The organism is Ignavibacteriales bacterium (assembly GCA_016700155.1).
GTDB lineage: Bacteria > Bacteroidota > Ignavibacteria > Ignavibacteriales > Ignavibacteriaceae.
Genome location: CP065001.1, coordinates 2,096,904 through 2,118,774, shown reverse-complemented (window position 1 = coordinate 2,118,774; position 21,871 = coordinate 2,096,904). Strand labels below are relative to the sequence as shown.

Sequence of the window (21,871 nt, the reverse complement as noted above, 5' to 3'; positions counted from 1 at the left end):
AATGAATTTAAGAGTTATATATATTCTGATTGCTTCAGTAATGATTCTTGTAAGCTGTAATGATAAACTGACTCCTCCGGTTACAACCGGAGCTAACCCTAATCTTGGCGGTGATACATTATATGTTCAGTTGAATCCAGCCTGGGAAGGTTTTGACCAGCCTCAGGATGTAATGGTTGGAAGGGAACCGTTTATTTATGTTGCGGATACGGAGAATGACAGGATAGTAATGATGAATCTTGACGGTGGAATTCTTGGTACCAGAAGTATTAAGAGACCAATAGCCCTGGCTCAGGATTACAAACTCAATCTCCTGGTATGTGCACAGTTCGATACTACTGTTAACGGTGTTACACAAAACTTTAGCGCGTTATATAAAATTGATTTATTCTCTGCCGGTCATAATATTGAAACTGCGCCAATCAAAATGCTTCTTCCACAGGCTTCTGATCTGAATAAACCAGATAGAATGTATACCGGAGTCGCAGTGTTTTATGACAATTCATTCCTGGTAGCACGAACAGGACCAAATAACTCAAACCTTGTTGATCCTGATAATTCAATATTGAACTTCAGACCTATCGGCAATACTGGAAGAGATTCATTGATCGGAAGGGTTCCCTTATTACAGCCGACAAGTACAGGCATATTATCTGTAAATAAAGTGAGTTCGTTAACAAGTTTTAACAGGTCAAACTACGATTTTGTTCTTACTATGACAGGTGATAATAGTTTTAAAACACAATGGCTTGAATATGTACGCTCAACAGATTTTACAGGCTATCAAATGAAACTTGGTGCCAATGAGAGTTTTTTGATGACGCCCGGTTTATTTGCGAGTCCGCAGGGAGCTACTATTGATAATTCAGGAAATATTTATGTGATTGAAACCGACAGCAGCAGAATCTACAGGTTCAATTCAAACGGAGATTTAACCATTGGTTTTGGAGACTCTACAATTTTTAAACAGCCATATGGTGTTGCTCACTTTGACAGAATTCTTTATGTAGCAGATACAGGGAATAACAGGATATTACGATTCATCTTATCGACTGATTTAAACTGATGAAAAAAATTCTATTCCTTATTGTCTTGCTGTACTTACCCGGAATGAACGCGCAAACAGTCCAGCGTGCGCGTGTACTTGCCTATAATTTACTTGCATATCCTGAAAGCTATGAAACAAGGAATCCTTATTACTCATTGATAATAAATAATCTTGAACCGGATATAGTTGTTATTAATGAAGTGACGAGCAGCTTCGGTCAGCAAAAATTTTTAGATGATGTGCTTGGTTCTGATTTTACTGCAGCGCCTTACACCGACGGATATGATTCTGATAATCAGCTTTACTATAAGGATTCGCTTTTTACACTGCTTGGTTTTCTGGTTATCAATACTTCACTCAGACAGATTGATCATTACATCCTTCAACATAATTTTACGGGTGATACATTAAGAGTTTTTGCTGCACATCTTAAAGCAGGGCAGGGTACTGCTGAAGAACAGCAGAGGCTTTCAGAAGTGACTGCTTTACGGAACCGGACTGATGCACTGCCGTCAGGAAGTAATTTTATTTTTGTCGGGGATTTTAATCTGTACACTTCAGGCGAAGCGGCATATCAAAAATTACTTGATCAGACATCGCCGGGATATCTTCTTGATCCTTTGAATAGACCAGGCAACTGGAATAACAACAGTTCGTTTGCAGATATTCATACTCAATCAACACGCCTGAGTCAGGTTATAAACAACGGCTCAACCGGCGGGCTTGATGACAGGTTTGACTTCATTTTGATTTCTCAGTCAGTTAAGGATAGCGGAGGGGTTTATTATCTCCCAGGTACTTTCAGAGCGTATGGAAATGACGGACTTCATTTTAATAAATCAGTAAACGTAGAGCCGTTCACTTTAGTATCTCAGCAAACTGCCGATGCTTTATATTATGCATCCGATCATCTTCCGGTATTTGCTGACTTTGAATTCCAGTCAACACCAACTTCTGTGGATGAAAATCTTTTAACCTTACGGGAATTTATTCTTGAACAAAATTATCCTAATCCATTTAACCCGGAAACAAAAATTAAATTTACGGTGCCTTACATAAATCCAAATCGTGAATTCAGTCATCAAACATCCCTAAAAGTATTTGATGTACTTGGTAATGAAATCATCACGCTTGTTAATGAACACAAATTGCCCGGAGTTTATGAAGTTGATTTTTATGGGGAAAATTTATCAAGTGGAATTTATTTTTACCGGTTACAATCCGGCGATTTCATTGATACAAAGAAGATGGTATTAATAAAATAGTTTAATAATACAGATCGCTGTTCTTTCCTGAATATTTTTCAATTGGAATTTTTATGAAATACATTTACATCATCCTGTTTTGTCTGATTCTCTCTTCTTCAACTTTCTCCCAATCAGTATTCATCAATGAGATATACAACTCAAGCGGAAATGATGAGTGGATTGAACTATTGGTTGTTGAAGAAAATGTTGACCTGAGAAATTTTGAGCTTCGGGATTTCAACAGCAGTGGCGTTGCCCAGCAGCCGCTTGTATTTTCAAATCATACACTATGGAGTAACCTTAGAAAAGGAACAATTGTCGTTGTCGCAAAAGCTGAAAATTCCTTTGCTGAAGATTTTGATGCAAGCGATTATGTAGTAACAATTAAAGGTAATAATGCTTTATATTTTTCAGGAACTGTATTTTCAATAGCAGGCAGTTCAGAGGCAGTACAAATCAGGAACAGTTCACAGCAGCATGTATTTGGAGTTTCATGGGGATCGGCAAATGCAAACAGCCTTACAGCGCCTAAGGTACATTTCAGTGGTTCTTCAACAAGTAATACTTCAATAATTTTTAATGAAGATAGTGTTCCTGAATTAACATCGACAACCAATTGGACGATGAACGCAACTGCTTCAAGAGGTACAGGAAACACTCCTACAAACATTAACTGGATTCTTTCATTAAGAGCACAACCACATGGTTCCGGTACTGTCAATCTAAATCCTGCAGTTGTATCCGGCGATTCACTTTTAACTTTAAACTTTAAATATAACCGTGATGTTAATTACAATATTAATCGATTGAAAATTATTTTCCCTTCTGTATTTAGCTGGTCGCAAAGTTCTGCGCAAGTTGGAACTACAAATTTTACATCGTCAATCAACGTCAATGGTGATACAATTGAATTCACTAATGTTTCATTTTCTGCTGACTCAGTTTTTATTTCAATCGCAGATGTAACAACCCCCGTATTCACAGGAAATTACAGATTTAGTTTTCAGTCAGGCATCGATACTTTAATAGCTGAAGTGAGTCCATCACCATTACTGACAGTTTACGGTGCATCAATACCAATTGCACAGGCTAAAATCAACGATGAAAATGGAATAGGCATTTATCTTGGCGATCTGGTTACAATTCGTGGAGTAGTAACTGTTGCGAATCAGTTTGGAAGTCCGGGTTATATACAGGATAACAGCGGTGGTATTTCGATTTTTGGATCTGATTTTTCAAACGCAGTTCAGATTGGTGATGAAGTACTTGTATCGGGAACAATCACTCAGTTTAACGGATTAAATCAACTTGAATTTCCTTTACTTCATTCGGTGATCAGCAGCGGCAATTCTGTTGAACCGTTACTCGCAACACCGACACAATTAAGCAACGACGGGATAAATGGAATTGAAAATTATGAAGGACGCTTAGTTCGTGTTAACGGAGTTTTAGTAAGTGAACTGAACGGAACTCCCGTTGCGAACTGGGCATATAAAAATTATATGTTAACAGGTTCAAGTACATCAGATACTGTTCAGATAAGAATTGATAACAACACACAAATAATCGGTATGGTTGCGCCTGCAGGCAGGTTCGATGTAGTGGGTGTATTAAGCCAGTTTAAAACGGCTTTGCCTTTTATAGGAGGATATCAGTTGATGCCGAGAATTCCATCTGAAATAATTTCCGACGGACCAATAATTGAAAAATTTCCGGAAGAGGTTGATTTGACTTCAAGTTCAATTACGCTTGAATGGCATACGATTAATCCCGGCACTTCACGAATCAGATATGGCTTAACAACTGACTACGAACTTGGTATTATAAGTCCTGATGATGACCTGAGGACAATACATAATGTTACTATAAGCGGGCTTAACACTGCAACTATCTATAATGTTCAGGCGTTTTCGGTAGCAGGAACCGACACAAGTTTTTCAGGGAATCTTGTTTCAAGTACTACTTCGGCATCCCCGACTACCGGCGAGATGAATATTTATTTTAATAAAAATGTGAACACAAGTGTTTCTTCCGGTATCAATGCAAATGAAAATGCTGATTTTACATCTATATTAATTAACAGGATAAATAATGCAAAGAGATCAGTTGACGTTGCATTATACAGCTTAAGTGGGGGAGTTGGTGCTTCTATTGCAACTGCTTTAGTAAATGCCAAAAATCGTGGTGTAAAAGTCCGCGTAATCGGTGAATATGATACAAGAACAACAGCACCTTGGACAACAATTACTTCTGCAGGAATTCCTTATATCAATGACAGGTTTGGTAATAATGATGGAAGTGGTCTGCATCATAATAAATTTTTTGTGATAGATTACAGAGGCGGTGCGGCTGACAGTGTATGGGTATTAACAGGTTCATGGAATCCAACCGATCCGGGAACAAATGAAGATGCGCAAAACTTTTTGGAGATTCAGGATGTCGCATTAGCAGGGGCATTCACTCTTGAATTTAATGAACAGTGGGGAAGTAATACGGATACTCCAAATTCAGTCAATTCAAGATTCGGTTCAAGAAAATTGAATAACACTCCTCACAACTTTATTGTTGCCGGCAGAAAAATACAATGTTATTTCAGCCCAAGCGATCAAACAACATTGCAAATTGGAAAAACGCTGTCCAAATCTGAAAAATCAATCAACTCATCTATCCTGACTTTTACACGAAGAGAACTTGCGGATACTGTTATTGCAGTTAAGAACCGTGGAAATAAAGCGAGGGTTATTCTTAGTAACAATACAGATACGGGAACACAATTCGCGTATTTGCAATCCAATGGTGTGGATATTAGACTAAAAGGATTTTCATCAGGATTACTCCATCATAAATACGCCATAGTTGATGCTGAACCATTTGGATTCACGCCTTATGTAATTACCGGTTCGCATAACTGGTCATCATCTGCTGAAAACAGTAATGATGAAAACACTTTGATAATACAGGACGCACAGACTGCTAATTTTTATTTGCAGGAGTTTGCTGCAAGGTATTATGAAGCAGGTGGTACCGATTCGATTTATATTATTACAAGTGTCGTGGATGAATTAGAAATCCCGAAACATTTTTCTTTATCTCAGAATTATCCAAACCCGTTTAATCCAACAACTACAATCAAGGTAGCAATACCAGTTACACAGGAAATTCAACTTGATGTATTTAATGTTCTGGGAGAGAAAGTTCGTACTTTATATAACGGTTTAGCCAATGCTGGAATACTTACCGTAGAATTCGATGCCTCCAATCTTTCGAGCGGAGTATATTTTTATAGGTTGAATGCAGAACAGTTTTCAGAGGTCAAGAAATTGTTATTATTAAAATAGCATGTCACAGTTTGAGCGAATAAAATTTATAGATTTCTAGATGCACAATTATTTGTATAAGAGAATCAAAATCTTTAATTTTCCACTTCTTTTTTAACTAATTAGGTAGGATAATGAGCGAATTTAAGGGTAAAATACTCCAGGTTATCGGTCCTGTTATAGATATCGAATTTGAAGCAGGACAGCTTCCAAAAATTTATAACGCAATCAGAATACCACACACAACAACTGAAGGTGTTACAGGCGATCTGACCGCCGAAGTTCAGCAGCATCTTGGTGAAGACAGAGTACGGGCTGTTGCGATGGACAGTACAGACGGTCTCGTGAGAGGTATGGATGCCTTTGATGAAGGTAAACCAATTTCAGTACCTGTAGGACCCGAAACTCTTGGTCGTTTGATCAATGTTACAGGAAACGGAATCGATGGTCTTGGAGAAATAAAAACAAAATCTTCCTACCCGATACACAGACCCGCTCCATTATTTAAAAGTTTGTCTACCAAAACTGAAATTTTTGAAACCGGTATAAAAGTAATTGATCTTATTGAGCCTTACTCAAAAGGTGGTAAAACCGGTTTGTTCGGTGGCGCTGGTGTAGGTAAGACAGTTATTATACAGGAATTGATTCACAACATTGCACAAGAACACGGCGGGTATTCTGTATTTGCAGGAGTTGGGGAAAGAACCCGTGAAGGTAACGACCTTTGGTTAGAAATGAAGGAGTCGGGAGTATTAAGCAAAACTGCACTTGTATTTGGTCAGATGAATGAACCACCTGGAGCACGTTTGAGAGTTGCACTAACCGGTTTGACTATCGCTGAATATTTTCGTGAAGAAGAAGGAAGAGATGTTCTTCTCTTTATTGATAACATATTCCGTTTTACACAGGCCGGTTCAGAAGTATCTGCATTACTCGGACGTATGCCTTCAGCAGTTGGCTACCAGCCAAACTTAGCAACGGAAATGGGTGCGTTACAGGAAAGAATCACTTCAACTGATAAGGGTTCAATTACTTCTGTACAAGCAATTTATGTCCCGGCAGATGATTTAACAGATCCGGCACCTGCTGCGGCATTTGCTCACCTTGATGCGACAACAGTATTAAGCCGTCAGATTTCGGAATTAGGTATTTATCCTGCTGTTGATCCGCTTGATTCAACATCCAGGATTCTTGAACCTGGTATACTTGGTCAGGAGCATTATGATGTTGCAAGAAGATGTAAAGAGATTCTTCAGCAGTACAAAGATCTCCAGGATATTATAAACATTCTCGGTATGGATGAGCTTTCTGATGATGATAAAATAGTTGTGCGAAGAGCAAGAAGAATTCAGAGATTTTTCAGCCAGCCTTTCCATGTTGCTGAACAGTTTACCGGATTTAAAGGAAAGTATGTTAAACTTGAAGACACTATCCGTGGATTCAAAGGAATAATTGACGGACATTACGATGATCTTCCAGAGTCAGCATTTATGTACGTCGGTACAATTGAAGAAGCTGTAGAAAAAGCAAAGAGTATGAAATAACATGGCGTCTTTAAATCTTGAAATAATTACACCATCAAAATCTGTTTTTACAGGCGAGATAAAATCAATAACCATCCCCGGAACAAGTGGAAGTTTCCAGGTTCTGGCGAATCATGCACCTTTGATCAGCACATTTGAAATAGGTGAGATAAAAATTGAGGATGTCCAATCCAGGAAACTGTCATACTCAACTGCCGGCGGTACTGTTGAGATCAGCAATAATAAAGTACTTGTACTTGCTGACTCTCTTGAACTTGTGGACAACATTGATATTCAACGTGCTTTGAATTCCAAGGAGAGAGCTGAAAACAGATTAGCAAATAAATCGGTTGAAAATATTGATGTAGCAAGAGCAGAGGCGTCTTTAGCCCGGGCAATTAACCGTATCAAACTTTCAGAAAAATATTCAGCAGTAAAATAAATATTTAAGCGGGAATGATACTTTCATTCCTGCTTTTCAATTCAAATAACCATCCGCAGCAATAATTTTCTTTAAAACACTTTTTTCCTGGATCTCTTTGTTCAGTTTTTCAAGGTGGTTAATCAGAAAGTCAATTCTTGAGTTTTCATTTGTAATTGTAATTAGCTCCTGCTGCTGATCAAGACTTAATCCTGATTTCTCCGCAAGCTTAAATGACTTAAGGTTTGTCCTTTCAAAACTTTTCCAGAAACTTTCATCGAGTTTAAAATCAACTTGCGAAATCAAACTTTCAAAAGAATTCTTCAACACAGAAAGCGATTTTTCATTTATTGCAGATGTTATATCGCTATAGTCTAATGTGTTCCCTAAATGGTAACCATCATCGTGAATTGAAATGTCGATTATACTGATTCTACTCATTCCTTTAACAATGATATCCATTTCACCATTTTCATGTTTCCGCAGAATAGTATCAATTCTTACGTAAGTGCCTATTCGTGATATCTCATCATTAAGAAAGGAACAAACTCCGAAGCCTGAATTATTTTCCAAACACCAGTTAATCATTTTTTTATATCGCGGTTCAAAAATATGTAGTGGATATTTTGATCCCGGAAAAACAACAAGCTTTAAAGGAAATAAGGGAATTAGATTTGCCATGATGAATTGTAATATGGGCTGTGTTTTTAAACACAGCCCGTTAAGAATTTATTTTACAAGTGCACTAAATCGGGCTGCGACTTCTTCCCAATTGATGACGTTGAACCAGTTCTCAATGTATTCAGGTCTTCTGTTCTGATATTTCAAATAGTAAGCATGTTCCCAAACATCGATACCCATAATAGGAGAACCTTTAACATCAGCAACATCCATTAAAGGATTATCCTGGTTTGGTGTTGATGAGACAACAAGTTTATTGTCTTTCACTATGAGCCATGCCCAGCCAGAACCAAATCTTGTTGCAGCGGCAGTGCTGAATTGTTTTTTGAATTCATCAAAGCTGCCGAATGCTGAATTAATTGCATCCCCAAGTTTACCTGAAGGTGCTGCCGAACCTTTTTTCATTATCTGCCAGAATAGAGAATGATTGTAATGTCCGCCGCCGTTATTTCTCACTGCAGCAGGAAGTTTTGAAATTCCAGCCATCAGTTCTTCAAGTGATTTGCCTTCCATCTCGGTGTTAGCAACCGCGTTGTTAAGATTAGTCACATAAGCATTGTGGTGTTTCGTGTGATGTATTTCCATCGTCATTTTATCGATGAATGGTTCAAGTGCATCATAATTATAAGGCAGTGCAGGTAATTCGAATTTTGCCATTGTATAACTCCTTTTGTTTTTATTTGTGAAAGTGTTTAAAGTCTTTGTAAGCGGTTCAGCAATTGATACTGCCGGAAATGCTCCAAGTGTAAACAGAAAATTTCTTCTTTTCATTTCAGCCTGGAATTTGTTTTATACTCCGAATGATTCGCCGCAGCCGCAGGTTTTTTGTGCATTTGGATTATTGAAAATAAATCCTTTACCATTTAATCCGTCACTAAAATCGAGTTCAGTTCCTGTAAGATAAAATAAACTTTTACCATCGACCAGAAGTTTAACTTCTTTGGATTCAACTATCATATCACCTTCACGTGTATCTCCGTCAAACCCAAGTGTATACGTTAAACCGGAACATCCTCCGCCTTTAACACCTACACGCAAACCATAGTCGGAAGGGATTTTATTTTCTTCCATAATTCTTTTTATTTCTTTTGCTGCTTTATCTGTTACTTTTATTTCAGATTCAGTTTGTACGTTTGACATTTTTAACTTCCTTTATTTACTAAAAATTATAACGGGTCGCCCGGTGTGGTTGTCACAAATTCCGGGTAGTTTACTTTCCAGCTTTGAAATCCTGTTTTGACTAATATTCCTTTGTTTTCAAAATGTGAGCTTAAATCATTCGCAGCCGTTTCACCTTCTGTATATTTTATTTTCACTTCTTTCATCTCAAGATATTTCATTAGTCCGTAATGAAAATCCCTGTAAAAAAGAATTGAATTGTGAAACAACGGGAACTTAGCTTTAAGGAATTTCAGAAATGATTCTGAATCATTTTTTATGTTCGTAATATTTTCATTAAGCCTGTGACTCATATATTTTCCTATTTGGTTAGTGTTCTCTCTTCTGTTGAGATAAAATTATTTTTTGATTTTAGCCTGTTAATAGTTTCAGTTAGTTTTTCAATCACAAAATCTATTTCTTCTTCAGTATTAAATCTGCCAATTCCGAATCTGACTGAAGAACTGATCTTGTCAGAGGACAAACCTAATGCAGACAGCACATGACTTTTTTTAGCTTCACCGGATGCGCATGCTGACCCGGTAGATACGGCAATTTCTCTGATTGAAAGTAGAATATCATTTGCCTTAACATCATTAAAAATTATGTTCAGGTTGTTCGGAATTCTATCATTGATATCACCATTGAGTTCAATGTTACTGATATTTTTTTTAAGTCCGTTAAATAACTTTTGCTGTAAGTTCTTTATTCGTTTATTTTCTTCATCAAAATTATTTATTGCCAATTCAACTGCTTTACCAAAGCCTGCTATTGCAGGTACATTCAAAGTGCCGGGACGTATATTCATTTCCTGACCACCGCCGTAAACCAAAGGTTTTAATCTGATTCGTTTGTGAGCATTGCCAAACACAAGTGCGCCAATTCCTTTAGGTCCGTAAATTTTATGTGCAGTGAAAGAGATAAGATCAGGAAGATTTTTCATCTCACTAAATTTTAATTTACCAATTGCCTGTGTCGCGTCGGTGTGAAAAATCACATTTCGCTCTGTACAGATTTCACTTATTTTTTCTATATCGTTTATGGTACCAATTTCATTGTTGACCGTCATAACCGAGACAAGAATTGTATCTTCCCGGATATTTTTTTTAATCAGTTCAGGATTAACTTTCCCATTTCCTTCTGAACGTAAAACCTGAATTTCAAATCCGTGTTTTTCAAGATACTCAAGAGATTGTAAAACAGCCGTATGCTCTGTAGCACACGTAATAATATGTTTCCCTTTATTCCTGTAAGTTGATGCAACACCCTGATGAACAAGATTGATCGATTCCGTAGCCCCTGAAGTGAAAACAACCTGCTTGGGATCGGCATTAAATAGTGAAGCAATTTTTTTCCGTGAATTTTCGACTGCGCTGTCGGCTTCCCAGCCAAAGCTATGTGACTTACTGGAAGCATTACCGAATTTATCCATGTAATAAGGCTTCATCGTTTCAAAGACTTCTGGATCAACCGGTGTTGTTGCCTGGTTATCGAGATATATTGGAAATTTTATCATACTACAAAATCTGATTTAAAGTTGTTTGACTGAAAACTCTTTCTATTTCCTTTTGAACTTTTAAAAGAGGATCGCGTATCGTGCAACATTCAACGTGTCTGCAGTCGTCTGTTGTTCCTTTGCCATTCATGCAATCAGTTATTTTATAATCGTCTTCTATGGCTCTGATAATATCAATCAAAGTAAGTTCAAAAGGAGATTTATTCAGAACATATCCTCCTTTAGCACCCTGGAATGAACTTACAATCTGATGTTTGTTTAATCTTTGCAAAACCTTTGAAAGCAGTTCATAGGAGATATCATACTTATCTGATATTTCCTTAGCCGTTATACAGCACCCGTTTTGATTGAGTGCAATGTATTTAACTGCCATAAATGCGTATTCTGTCTTTTTTGATAACTTAAGCATAAATAGGACTAAAAAAGTCGTACTTAACTTACAAACATTTATTCAGGAATTCAAATTGTTAAAGGGTAAAAATCAGATACCTAACATTGAAATTGAATTTTTTGCAAAATCAACTAAAGGTGTAAAGTAGATTCCAAAGACTATTACCGGAACGACTAAGGCAGCCAGCAATAAAGTATTTGCGGGTGAGATTTCAAATTTAATTGGGTCACCGGTTGGATGTACAAGGAACATGTTTTTCAAAACCCTTACGTAGTAATAAAGTGAAACTACACTGTTGAGTAAAGCTATAATAGCAACGAAAATCATGTTTGCATCAACCAATGCAACAAAAAGATAAAGCTTTCCGATAAAGCCAGCAGTTGGAGGAAGTCCTGTTAGTGAAACTAAAAATATTGCAAGCGAAACACCGAGCAGGGGAGTAGCATATCCAAGTCCTTTATAATCATCAAGTTCTTCACTTCCGATTCTGTTGGCGATTAACATCACAACAAAGAAAGCACCCAGATTCATAAATGCATATACCGCAAAGTAAATTAGTATAGCAACAATTCCCTGGTTAGACAAAACAGCTAGACCAAGCAGCATATAACCAGCGTGAGCGATACTTGAGTAAGCAAGCATACGTTTCATATTGTCCTGCCACAATGCAGCAAAGTTTCCAAGCGTCATTGTGAGTATTGAAAGAACAATTATAATTGTCTGCCAATCTATTAATGAAAGCAGACTCCAGAATCCTGATGTATCAATTGATTCGATGAAAGTGATTTTTATGAACCGGATTAGTAATGCGAATCCAGCGGCTTTACTTGCTATTGAAAGATATGCTGTGAAAGGGATTGGTGAACCTTCATAAACATCGGGAGTCCAGAAATGAAATGGTGCTGCTGATATCTTAAATCCTATTCCAACAAAAACAAACAGCCCTGCTAACAGAAAAGTTAGATTAGTGAAACCGGGATTCTGGATAAGTGAATTAATTTCAGAAAGATTTGTAGTTCCAGTAAGTCCATAGAGGATAGAAATTCCAAACAACATTATTCCTGAAGAAGTGCCGCCGTAAATAATATATTTTAATGAAGCTTCGCTGTTTCTTACAGAATCTTTTACAAAGCCTGCAAGAACATAGGAAGAGAGGGAAACAAGTTCTAATCCAAGATAAACGACAATAAGATCTGTAGCTGAGATCATCACCATCATTCCGAGTATCATACCAAAGATCAAAGAATAATATTCTCCGTGGCGTTCTGTTACGGATTTTATTTCCTTTGAACCCATTGAAAGAAGAACTATAACAATTGAAGAAAATATAACAAGTACTTTAAAGAATACACCAAACGAATCAATGGCCAGCATACCTTTACCGGAAGCACTAACAAATGCAAAAGTATTTATTCCTGTTTGTGCAAATAGAAAGTACCCGGTTGTTAGCAAACCAAGAAGTGATATATAAGGAAGCAAAGATTTATTCTTGTGCATTATCAGATCAACTGTAACAAGTATTACTAAGAATATTGAAATACACAATTCAGGCTGAATAAGTTTCAGACTTTCAGTTAATGATGCGAGTGATGTATCCACAGTTCTTTACTTCAAATAATTAAAAATTAAAATCCTGCTAATGAGCTGAATATCGCTTTTGATTCAGCCATAAACTTAACCATTGCATTCACCGATGTATTCATCAGGTTTAACATTGATGCAGGGTAAACACCAAGGAATATGACTATTATGCTTAGTGGTACCAGCATAAAATATTCGCGCATATTCATGTCAGTTAATGTTGACCATTTTTCTTTTAATGTTCCAAGAAAAACTCTTTGCAATGTCCACAACATATATCCCGCACCTAACAGAATACCGAGTGTAGAAATAACCGTAACGACTCTTATTGATTCAAGTCCGAATGCACCGAGGAAAACAAATGCTTCAGAAACAAAGCCACTCAAACCTGGTAATCCTATCGCGGCAAAAAATGCAAGTGTAACGAATCCGGTATAAACAGGCATCTGGTTTGCGAGACCGCCGAATGCGTCAATATCTCTTGTATGTGCTCTGTCATAAACAACACCCACAATAAGGAAGAGCATTGCTGTAATTGTTCCGTGATTAAACATCTGAAGTATTGCGCCTGAAATTCCTATCGTGTTTAATGATGCCATACCAAGCATTACAAACCCCATGTGGGACACGGAGGAATATGCGATCAACTTCTTAAAATCTTTTTGTGCCATTGCGCATAACGCACCGTAAATAATATTTATCATTCCAAACAGCGCAATGTACCATACAAGCTGATGAGTGATTTCAGGGAATATCGGATAACAAATTCTTAGTATTCCATATGTTCCCATCTTCAGCAAAACACCTGCAAGTATAACACTTATTGCTGTTGGTGCTTCGACGTGTGCGTCAGGTAACCACGTATGGAAGGGGAACATAGGTATCTTAATCGCAAAGCCTGCAAACAAAGCTATGTAAGCTATAAACCTTAGGTTAGCCGGATTAAGCGGCGACAAAATTCCTGTTTGATTATAACTATTCGCATCCATCATTGTAAGCATGTTGAATGTGAAAACTTTTGTTCCATCTGCAAGTGTTTCCATCGAACTGAAATATAGTCCGATCATTACAAGAAGAATGAAAATACTTCCGAACAAAGTGTAGAGGAAAAATTTAATTGCTGCATATTCTCTTCTCGGTCCGCCCCAGATACCAATTAAGAAGTACATTGGAAGAAGCATCAGTTCCCAGAAAATGTAGAATAAGAAAAAGTCGAGAGCAACGAACACTCCCATCATTCCTGTATCAAGCAAAAGGAAGAGAGCCATATAACCTTTAACTGACTTACTTATACTCCACGAAGAAAGTGTTGCGATAAATGTAATGAGTGCCGTAAGTAGAACCATTGTAACACTCATTCCATCGATGCCGAGGAAGTAATCTATTTTGATTGTTCCAATCCAGGAGAATCCGCTGATCTCAATCCAACTGAATTTTTCTACAAACTGGAATGAGTTTGGATCATTTATTCCGCTTAAACCATAATTGTAATTCATTAAAATGATTCCGGCAAGTATAACCTGAATTCCGGTTATAAGCAGAGTTAAACTTTTAATAATTTTTTCCTGTGATTTGGGAATGAAGAGGATGAACAACATTCCCAGTACCGGGAGGAAAGTTATTAACGATAAGATTGGAAAGTTTTCCATTTATGTACCTGAAAATTTCAAACTAAAATGATTTAAATAAAAACAACAAAATTATTAATGAGAATATCACGAACACGATGTACGTCTGAACCTTACCTGTCTGGAATCTTCTGAAGATCAATCCGATCATTCCGCTGAAGTAAGCCATAAAGTTTACGAAGCCATCAACAACTACATTATCAAATGTTCCGCTGAATCTTGATATACCGCGCGTAACACTTGCAGAAGCATTTACCAGACCATCTACTACTTTATTATCAAACCAAGCAAGTAACCTGCTTAAACCAATTGTGCCAGCTACAAATGTTGCCTGGTAAAATTCATCAAAGTACCATTTGTTATATGACATGTTGTAAAGAGGTTTAACTTTTTCTGCAAGTTTATCTGCATTTATTTTTTTCCATTCATACATAACAAATGCAAGTAGAATACCTCCGACGGCAACAAGAAGTGAAAGTATCACAGCAGGTATGTGTGCGTGATGCAGTGCTTCTGTATAACTTTCAGAATAAACTACTTCATGATTTGTCTCTTGATGTGATTCACTTTCAAATGAATGAATAACATCACTCTTCATAAAATCGTAACGGGTATTTTGTGGAGCGGAAATCTCCGGAGCTTTAACCCATTTTGTAAGGAACCATCCGGCATCAGCATTAATTGGATTTGGTGTGTACCAGATAAATACCGATAAAGCAGCAAGCACAACAAGAGGCATCGCCATTGCAAATTTTGATTCATGTACGTGATCGAACTTTTCTTTATTCTTCGGTTCACCGTGGAATGTAAGTATGATTAACCTGAACATATAAAACGCAGTAAGGAAAGCTACAAGAAAACCTACAACCGGAAATATCCAGTTGCCGGTCAAAGAACCGAATGCGTAAGTACCTGCAAGAATTCCATCCTTACTTAAAAATCCTGATGTAAGCGGAATACCAGAAATGGCAAGTGATGCTAACAGGAAGGTAGCATAAGTGATTGGCATTTTCTTTCTTAGTCCACCCATCTTTGTTATATCCTGTTCGTGGTGCATTCCGTGAATCACTGATCCTGAACCGAGGAACAAACAAGCTTTGAAGAATGCGTGTGTTATCAAATGGAAGAATGCAAAAGTGTATGCGCCTACACCAAGCGCCATAATCATATAACCAAGCTGACTTACAGTTGAGTAAGCTAAAACTTTTTTAATATCATTCTGTGTTAATGCGATCGTAGCCGGAATGAATGCGGACAATGCGCCGATAGTCGCGATAAAAAGTAATGCGTCACCGGTTAGCATTGTGAATACTCTTGTTACAAGGAACACACCTGCTGCAACCATTGTCGCGGCATGGATCAATGCGCTGACGGGGGTCGGACCTTCCATTGCATCAGGAAGCCAGACGTGAAGAGGGAATTGTGCAGATTTTCCGATAGCGCCGCAGAAGATTAATATTCCTGTTATCGTTAACCAGAACTCACTGCCGAATGGTAATTGTCCACCGGCAATTGCTTCAAAAATTTTATCAAAAGAAAATGTATTGTATGTAAGAAAGAGAATTAAAATTCCAGCAAACATTCCAATGTCGCCGATCCTGTTTACAAGGAACGCTTTCTTAGAAGCATCTGACGCTGATTTTTTTTCATACCAGAAACCAATAAGCAGGTAAGATGATAAACCGACGAGTTCCCAGAAAATGTACATCATCAGGATGTTATGTGTAAGAACTATACCTGACATTGAGAAAGTAAAAATTCCGAGGTAGGCAAAATACCTGTTATAACGTTTGTCTCCGTGCATATAAGTGATTGAGAAAATATGCACAAGCATACTTATCAGCATTACAACGAACATCATAATAACTGTGAGATTATCAATCATTATCCCGAGTTCAATTGAAACACCGCCAATATTAATCCACTCAACTTCAGAGACTATTTTCTGATCTGTGAAGTAACTTAACTTAGCGTACATCACAAAAACTGAAAGAAGGAATGAAAGTATGATTATAACATTCTCAATTATGTAAGCATATTTTATTTTCTTGCCAAAGAATAAAACCGCAGTAAATCCTATTAAGGGAAGAAATAAAACGACGAGTAATAATTTTACTAATAGTGATTCAGTCATAAGAGCTTAATCTTTTAATTTATCTATTTCATCAACGTTAACAGTTGAGAATGTTTTATAAATGTTAAGTACGATAGCAAGTGCTATAGCAGCTTCCGCAGCAGCAAGTACTATTACGAATAACGCCATAAGCTGTCCGCCGTATCCGAAATTTCCGAAGCGTGAAAAAGCAATGAAGTTTATGTTAGCCGCGTTAAGGATAAGTTCAATTCCCATCAATACCATTACTGCATTTCTTCTTGTAATGATGCCGAATATCCCTAATGAAAAAAGTATTGTGCTGATAACTAAAAAATGATGTAATCCAATCTGACTCATCACTTATCTCCTTGCCATAGAAGCCGCACCAATCAGTGCGATCAATAATAAAATACCGAGCAGTTCAAAAACCAAGGCGTAGTCTGAAATCAACAAGTAACCAAGACTTTGTGCAGTTGAATTCGGAATTACAGAATCAACTGTTTTCCATTGTGTGTTGAATAATGCTGCTGCAAGAATCCCGGCTAATAATCCAACTCCAACTGCTGCGGGTACAATCTGAAGTGTTCCTGTTTTTATCTGAACGTGTGTGATCTTATTCGTAAGCATCACACCAAATAAAAGCAGGATTAAAATTCCTCCGACATAAACAACAAGCTGAACAATAGCGACAAAGTCGGCACCAAGCAAAACATAAATTCCTGTTACACCGAAAAACGTAAAAAGTAAATAAAAAGCTGAGTGAACAATATTTCTTACTGTGACAACAAAGAACGCTGACAAAACTGTAATGGCAGCAAACAAATAAAATATTATATCATATACATTCATTGTTTAACCCTTCTGCTCATCAGTTTTTGGAGGAACTGCAGGTTTTTCTACAGGTGGTTTAGGTGCAGCTTTCTGAGCAGCTTTTTCAGCTTCCATTTTTGCAAAGTTTGCTTTTTTCTCTTCAACTTCCTGCGGAGTGAGAGTTACAAAATCATAAACGAGATTTTTTCTTTCGTATTCTGAAAACTCATATACATCTGTCATATAAATACATTCAGTCGGGCAGGGGAATACACATAACTGGCAGTAACAACATTTTGCTATATCAATATCAAACTTAGTTACCCACAGAGCTTTCTTTTTTCCGTTTGAAGTTTTGCCAAGATCTTCAGCCGGTAATGATTTAACAGTTTCAATTTCGATACAGCTTACAGGACAAGCACGTGAACATTGATCACAGCCAATGCAGTCATCCATATTAACGTACAGGCGGTTTCTTTCTCTTTCAGGCAGACGGGGTTTTACTTCCGGATACTGAATTGTAACAGCCGGTACAAACATATGTTTGAATGTTATCTTCATACCAATGAAGATTGTGTTAAGTCCTGTCCAGATATTATTAAGATACTCTCTCATAAATCACAAAACTGTTATTAAACCAATAATTAAAAGATTAACGAACGCAATCGGTATCAGATACTTCCAGCATACTGTCATAAGCTGATCAACACGCAACCTTGGTAAAGTCCATCTTAACCACATTTGAACAAACACAAAGAACAGACCTTTAAATGTGAACCAGAAAAATTGTTCAACAGGAATTAACCAGCCGATATCCAGAGTATTACCGAGATACCCGAATGGTGATTGATAACCACCGAAAAAGATGGCGGCAACAATTGCAGATACAGCAAACATATTCGCGTACTCAGCAAGGAAGAACATTGCGAACTTCATTCCTGAATATTCGGTATGGTAACCGGAAACTAATTCTGATTCAGCTTCAGGAATATCAAAAGGAGTTCTGTTAACTTCCGCAAGAGTACTTATATATATCACAAGGAAACCAACAAACATTAAAGGAATGAAAAGTATTTTTTCCAATCCTGTAGTTGGTCCTCCGAGTATCATCCAATTCCAGAAGTAGCCGGTTTGCATTTCACTTAATGTGTAAAGATTAAGAGTTCCGGTTATCATAACTATTGCAAGAACAACAAGCATTGTGGGAATTTCGTAGCTTACGATTTGCGCAGCCGATCTCATTGCACCGAGTAATGAATATTTATTGTTTGAAGCCCAGCCAGCCATTAAGATTCCTGCAACTACTAATCCTGATACGGCTATTATATAGAAAAGACCGAGATCAATGTTCCCTCCAATAAATGAACTTGAAAATGGTATTGCGGCAAAAGCAGCATAACTACCCATAAAAACTAAAACGGGTGCCAGGTTGAAAAGTGGTTTGTCATTATCCTTCGCAATAATGTCTTCTTTCTGTATCAACTTTAAAATATCAGCAACAGTTTGAAGTATTCCGTGAAAACCGACTCTCATTGGTCCGAGCCTGTCCTGCATATGCGCAGAAACTTTTCGTTCAAGCAATACGGCAATAAGTGCAAAAGGAAGTATGAAAGCAAAAAGCGGTAATAAACTTTGAATAAACGCTGCAGCAATTTCACTTCCGGTAAGGTCAAAAAGTATATCGTATATCATCTGTCAACCTCCCCGAGTACTATGTCAATGCTTCCTAAAATTGCTATTACATCTGCAACCATGTGACCTCTGCAAAGTTCATCCATTAAACCGAGATGAACGAATGATGGTGGTCTGACTTTTATCCGGTAAGGGTTGATAGTTCCATTGCTCACAATAAAATAACCCAGGTCACCTCTTGGATTTTCCACTCTGGTATAAATTTGTCCAACGGGCGGCTTAACTCTTTTAGGTATTGCGGAAGCGATATCACCTTCAGGTAACTGGTCAAGAGCTTGCTCGATTATTTTTAAGCTCTCTTCCATTTCAACTACTCGAATGTAGTACCTGTCCCAGCAATCACCAAGGGTTCCCATTCTTCCGTCACCAACAGGAATATCAAAATCAAATTTATCATAGACTGAATAAGGATCATCTCTTCTTAAATCCCATTTAAGTCCGCTTGCTCTTAAGTTTGGTCCGGTGATTCCATAGTTAATCGCTACATCAAGAGGAAGAACGCCGACGTTAGCTGTTCGCTCTATAAAAATTTTATTAAAGGAAAGAAGATTATTCAACTCTTTTAAATTCGGTTTGAAGTATTGAATAAACTCTCTTGTTAATCTTACAAAGTCGGGATGAAGATCATGCGAAAGTCCGCCGATCCATATATAATTGTATAGAAGTCTTGCACCGCATGTCATTTCAAAAAGGCTCAATATTTTTTCACGGTCTCTGAAACAGAAAAGGAAAGGAGTGATTGCCCCGATGTCTGCACCATAAGTTCCAAGTGCAACAAGGTGTGATGCAATTCGTTGAAGTTCACCCATAATCACTCTGATAAATTCAACTCTCTGTGGTACTTCAATTCCTGATAATCGTTCAACTGCAAGTGCATAACCAAATTCGTTATACATTGATGCGAGATAATCCATACGATCTGTATATGGAACTACTTGCGGGTATGTCATTGCTTCACAGTGTTTTTCAAAACATCTATGGAGATAACCAATATGCGGAGTGCATCGTGATATTATCTCACCATCGAGTTGAAGTTCAAGTCTCAAAACACCGTGTGTTGACGGGTGTTGAGGACCCATATTCAAGATCATTTCTTCAGTTTTAACAGACATAGATTATCTCAATAAGGTACTTTCATTCCCTGGTAAAATTCAGGATTCTTATAATCTTTTCTTAATGGATGACCAGCTTCCCAATCATAAGGCATAAGTATCCGTCTCAAGTCCGGGTGATTCAAAAAATTAATTCCAAACAAATCAAATGCTTCGCGTTCGTGCCAGTTGGCGTGATTCCAAACTTCACTTACTGATTTTACTTCCGGGTTTTCTCTTGGGGCGGATACTTTTAAAACTACTTTATGTTTATGATTTAATGATTCAAGATGATAGAAAACACTAATTGTTCCGCCGGAAATTATTTCAGTCCCGTCTTCATCTTTTGATTTGTTACCATTTGCATCATCATTACCTGAAAGATTCATGAGACTATCAAATGCAAGATCAATTTCTTCGCGTAAAAAGTGAGAGACTTTATCAATTGAGAGCGGATCAACAACAATAATTTTTTCTACCGGCTGATCTGTAATCTCGGTGATTATTGCATCACCAAATTTTTCTTTTAATTCTGAATAAATTTCTTCGTGGGTTTTCATGCAGATTTTTTAACCGATGAATGATTTCTGATTTTTTCCTGTAACTTTAGCAGTCCTTCTAATAGGGCTTCTGGGCGGGGTGGACATCCGGGCACATAAACATCAACAGGTATGATTCTGTCAACTCCTTTTAATACGTGATAACCATGCTCCCAGTAAGGTCCGCCGCAGTTGGAACAACTTCCCATCGAAATCACATATTTAGGGTCGGGCATTTGTTCATATAATCTTTTAACTCTCAAAGCCATTTTTAGTGTAACGGTTCCTGATACAATAATAACATCTGATTGTCTTGGTGAAGGACGGGGTATCACGCCGAATCTATCAAAATCATAATGTGAAGCTGAGGTTGCCATCATTTCAATTGCACAGCAGGCAAGCCCAAAACCAACCTGCCATACCGATGATAGTCTTGCCCAGTTTAAAAGGCTGTCAACGTTTGTTATTACAATGTTATCATCAGCGAATTGTTTATCAAGTAAACTAACCATTCGTTACAACCTCTGCAGATTCATGATTAATCTTTTTTAATGAAGGCGGGACAACTTTAGGTCGAGCCCATTCAAGATCACCTTTTCTCCATTCGTATGCCATTCCAAGTCCAAGTAAAACTAAAAAAATTGCACCGACAAGGAATCCGGCTATTCCAAATTCCTGATAGACCAAAGCCCAGGGAATAAGAAGAACAACTTCAACATCAAAAATTAAAAAGATGAGTGCGACAACATAAAACCGGATGTTAAATTTTATCCAGGGAGATCCTTCAACATTTTCACCGCATTCATATGTAAGAAGTTTTTCGTGAGTCGGACGGGCGGGTCTTATCAAACGGGCAACGAAAACGGCTATTACAACAAAGACAACTGCGATTAGCAGGAAGACGAATATCTTGCCGAATTCTGTAAGCATTAGCACCTAAAAAATTTTTGTAAAATTACTATTAGACTTATGTAATGTCAAGAAATTAAACACTTTGAAATCAAACTTTGTCATTCAATCAATATTTGAATTGTATACTTATACAATACTTAAGCCAAATCCTCAAAGGCAATTTGAAAAATAATAATTAAGGATAAAGTGAATTTTATCATTAAAATTTTTCGCATTTGAGA

At 37.4% G+C, this 21,871-nt stretch carries 22 protein-coding genes; 5 read left to right on the top strand and 17 right to left on the bottom strand.

From position 1 onward, the window contains the following. Position 1 precedes the first annotated feature (1 nt). The 5 genes from IPM56_08920 (at position 2) to IPM56_08900 (ending at position 7,577) form a co-directional block, all read left to right on the top strand. A complete protein-coding gene (locus tag IPM56_08920; protein ID QQS38041.1) occupies positions 2-1,066 on the top strand; it encodes a hypothetical protein in 1,065 nt (354 codons plus the stop codon). After that, positions 1,066-2,313 (top strand): T9SS type A sorting domain-containing protein, encoded by a 1,248-nt coding sequence (locus IPM56_08915; GenBank protein QQS38040.1) that lies wholly within the window; start codon positions 1,066-1,068, stop codon positions 2,311-2,313. The genes IPM56_08920 and IPM56_08915 overlap by 1 nt, the downstream gene beginning before the upstream one ends. Before the next feature lie 53 nt (positions 2,314-2,366). Beyond that, the gene (locus tag IPM56_08910) at positions 2,367-5,633 is read left to right on the top strand and encodes a T9SS type A sorting domain-containing protein (protein QQS38039.1); all 3,267 of its coding nucleotides are present in this window, start codon (positions 2,367-2,369) and stop codon (positions 5,631-5,633) included. Positions 5,634-5,746: 113 nt separating this feature from the next. Further along, entirely contained in the window at positions 5,747-7,156 is a 1,410-nt protein-coding gene (gene atpD / locus IPM56_08905; protein ID QQS38038.1) for a F0F1 ATP synthase subunit beta, read from the top strand. A gap of 1 nt (position 7,157) precedes the next feature. Beyond that, positions 7,158-7,577, top strand: a complete 420-nt coding sequence (locus tag IPM56_08900; GenBank protein ID QQS38037.1) for a F0F1 ATP synthase subunit epsilon — start codon at positions 7,158-7,160, stop codon at positions 7,575-7,577. Between the two features lie 36 nt (positions 7,578-7,613). Here the strand turns inward: IPM56_08900 and IPM56_08895 are convergent, their stop codons facing one another. The 17 genes from IPM56_08895 to IPM56_08815 all read right to left on the bottom strand — a co-directional run bounded on the left by IPM56_08895 (position 7,614) and on the right by IPM56_08815 (position 21,668). Further along, positions 7,614-8,237: an LON peptidase substrate-binding domain-containing protein gene (locus IPM56_08895; protein QQS38036.1), complete on the bottom strand. Its 624-nt coding sequence runs from the start codon at positions 8,235-8,237 to the stop codon at positions 7,614-7,616. 48 nt (positions 8,238-8,285) lie between these two features. Beyond that, the gene (locus IPM56_08890; protein ID QQS38035.1) at positions 8,286-8,894 is read right to left on the bottom strand and encodes a superoxide dismutase; all 609 of its coding nucleotides are present in this window, start codon (positions 8,892-8,894) and stop codon (positions 8,286-8,288) included. Between the two features lie 132 nt (positions 8,895-9,026). Then, positions 9,027-9,377, bottom strand: coding sequence for an iron-sulfur cluster insertion protein ErpA (gene erpA, locus IPM56_08885; GenBank protein ID QQS38034.1), 351 nt, complete (start codon positions 9,375-9,377; stop codon positions 9,027-9,029). Between the two features lie 26 nt (positions 9,378-9,403). Next, positions 9,404-9,709 (bottom strand): hypothetical protein, encoded by a 306-nt coding sequence (locus tag IPM56_08880; protein QQS38033.1) that lies wholly within the window; start codon positions 9,707-9,709, stop codon positions 9,404-9,406. A gap of 8 nt (positions 9,710-9,717) precedes the next feature. Further along, entirely contained in the window at positions 9,718-10,911 is a 1,194-nt protein-coding gene (locus tag IPM56_08875; GenBank protein QQS38032.1) for a cysteine desulfurase, read from the bottom strand. A gap of 1 nt (position 10,912) precedes the next feature. After that, positions 10,913-11,320, bottom strand: coding sequence for an Rrf2 family transcriptional regulator (locus IPM56_08870; protein ID QQS38031.1), 408 nt, complete (start codon positions 11,318-11,320; stop codon positions 10,913-10,915). 72 nt (positions 11,321-11,392) lie between these two features. Continuing rightward, positions 11,393-12,901 (bottom strand): NADH-quinone oxidoreductase subunit N, encoded by a 1,509-nt coding sequence (locus tag IPM56_08865; GenBank protein ID QQS38030.1) that lies wholly within the window; start codon positions 12,899-12,901, stop codon positions 11,393-11,395. 26 nt (positions 12,902-12,927) lie between these two features. Then, on the bottom strand, positions 12,928-14,532 hold the full coding sequence (locus tag IPM56_08860; protein ID QQS38029.1) for an NADH-quinone oxidoreductase subunit M: 1,605 nt from the start codon (positions 14,530-14,532) through the stop codon (positions 12,928-12,930). Between the two features lie 22 nt (positions 14,533-14,554). Continuing rightward, positions 14,555-16,645, bottom strand: a complete 2,091-nt coding sequence (gene nuoL, locus IPM56_08855) for an NADH-quinone oxidoreductase subunit L (GenBank protein QQS38028.1) — start codon at positions 16,643-16,645, stop codon at positions 14,555-14,557. 6 nt (positions 16,646-16,651) lie between these two features. Beyond that, a complete protein-coding gene (gene nuoK, locus IPM56_08850; protein QQS38027.1) occupies positions 16,652-16,963 on the bottom strand; it encodes an NADH-quinone oxidoreductase subunit NuoK in 312 nt (103 codons plus the stop codon). 3 nt (positions 16,964-16,966) lie between these two features. After that, the gene (locus tag IPM56_08845; GenBank protein QQS38026.1) at positions 16,967-17,455 is read right to left on the bottom strand and encodes an NADH-quinone oxidoreductase subunit J; all 489 of its coding nucleotides are present in this window, start codon (positions 17,453-17,455) and stop codon (positions 16,967-16,969) included. A 3-nt stretch (positions 17,456-17,458) separates the two neighbouring features. After that, a complete protein-coding gene (locus tag IPM56_08840) occupies positions 17,459-18,031 on the bottom strand; it encodes an NADH-quinone oxidoreductase subunit I (protein QQS38025.1) in 573 nt (190 codons plus the stop codon). 3 nt (positions 18,032-18,034) lie between these two features. Next, complete coding sequence (nuoH, locus tag IPM56_08835) at positions 18,035-19,108, bottom strand: NADH-quinone oxidoreductase subunit NuoH (protein ID QQS38024.1); 1,074 nt, start codon at positions 19,106-19,108, stop codon at positions 18,035-18,037. Beyond that, positions 19,105-20,220, bottom strand: a complete 1,116-nt coding sequence (locus IPM56_08830; protein QQS38023.1) for an NADH-quinone oxidoreductase subunit D — start codon at positions 20,218-20,220, stop codon at positions 19,105-19,107. Before IPM56_08830 ends, nuoH begins: the two co-directional genes overlap by 4 nt. Positions 20,221-20,228: 8 nt before the next feature. Then, the gene (locus tag IPM56_08825) at positions 20,229-20,759 is read right to left on the bottom strand and encodes an NADH-quinone oxidoreductase subunit C (protein ID QQS38022.1); all 531 of its coding nucleotides are present in this window, start codon (positions 20,757-20,759) and stop codon (positions 20,229-20,231) included. Next, on the bottom strand, positions 20,756-21,250 hold the full coding sequence (gene nuoB / locus IPM56_08820; protein QQS38021.1) for an NADH-quinone oxidoreductase subunit NuoB: 495 nt from the start codon (positions 21,248-21,250) through the stop codon (positions 20,756-20,758). The genes IPM56_08825 and nuoB overlap by 4 nt, the downstream gene beginning before the upstream one ends. Continuing rightward, positions 21,243-21,668 (bottom strand): NADH-quinone oxidoreductase subunit A, encoded by a 426-nt coding sequence (locus IPM56_08815; GenBank protein QQS38020.1) that lies wholly within the window; start codon positions 21,666-21,668, stop codon positions 21,243-21,245. The genes nuoB and IPM56_08815 overlap by 8 nt, the downstream gene beginning before the upstream one ends. Between the last annotated feature and the right edge of the window lie 203 nt (positions 21,669-21,871).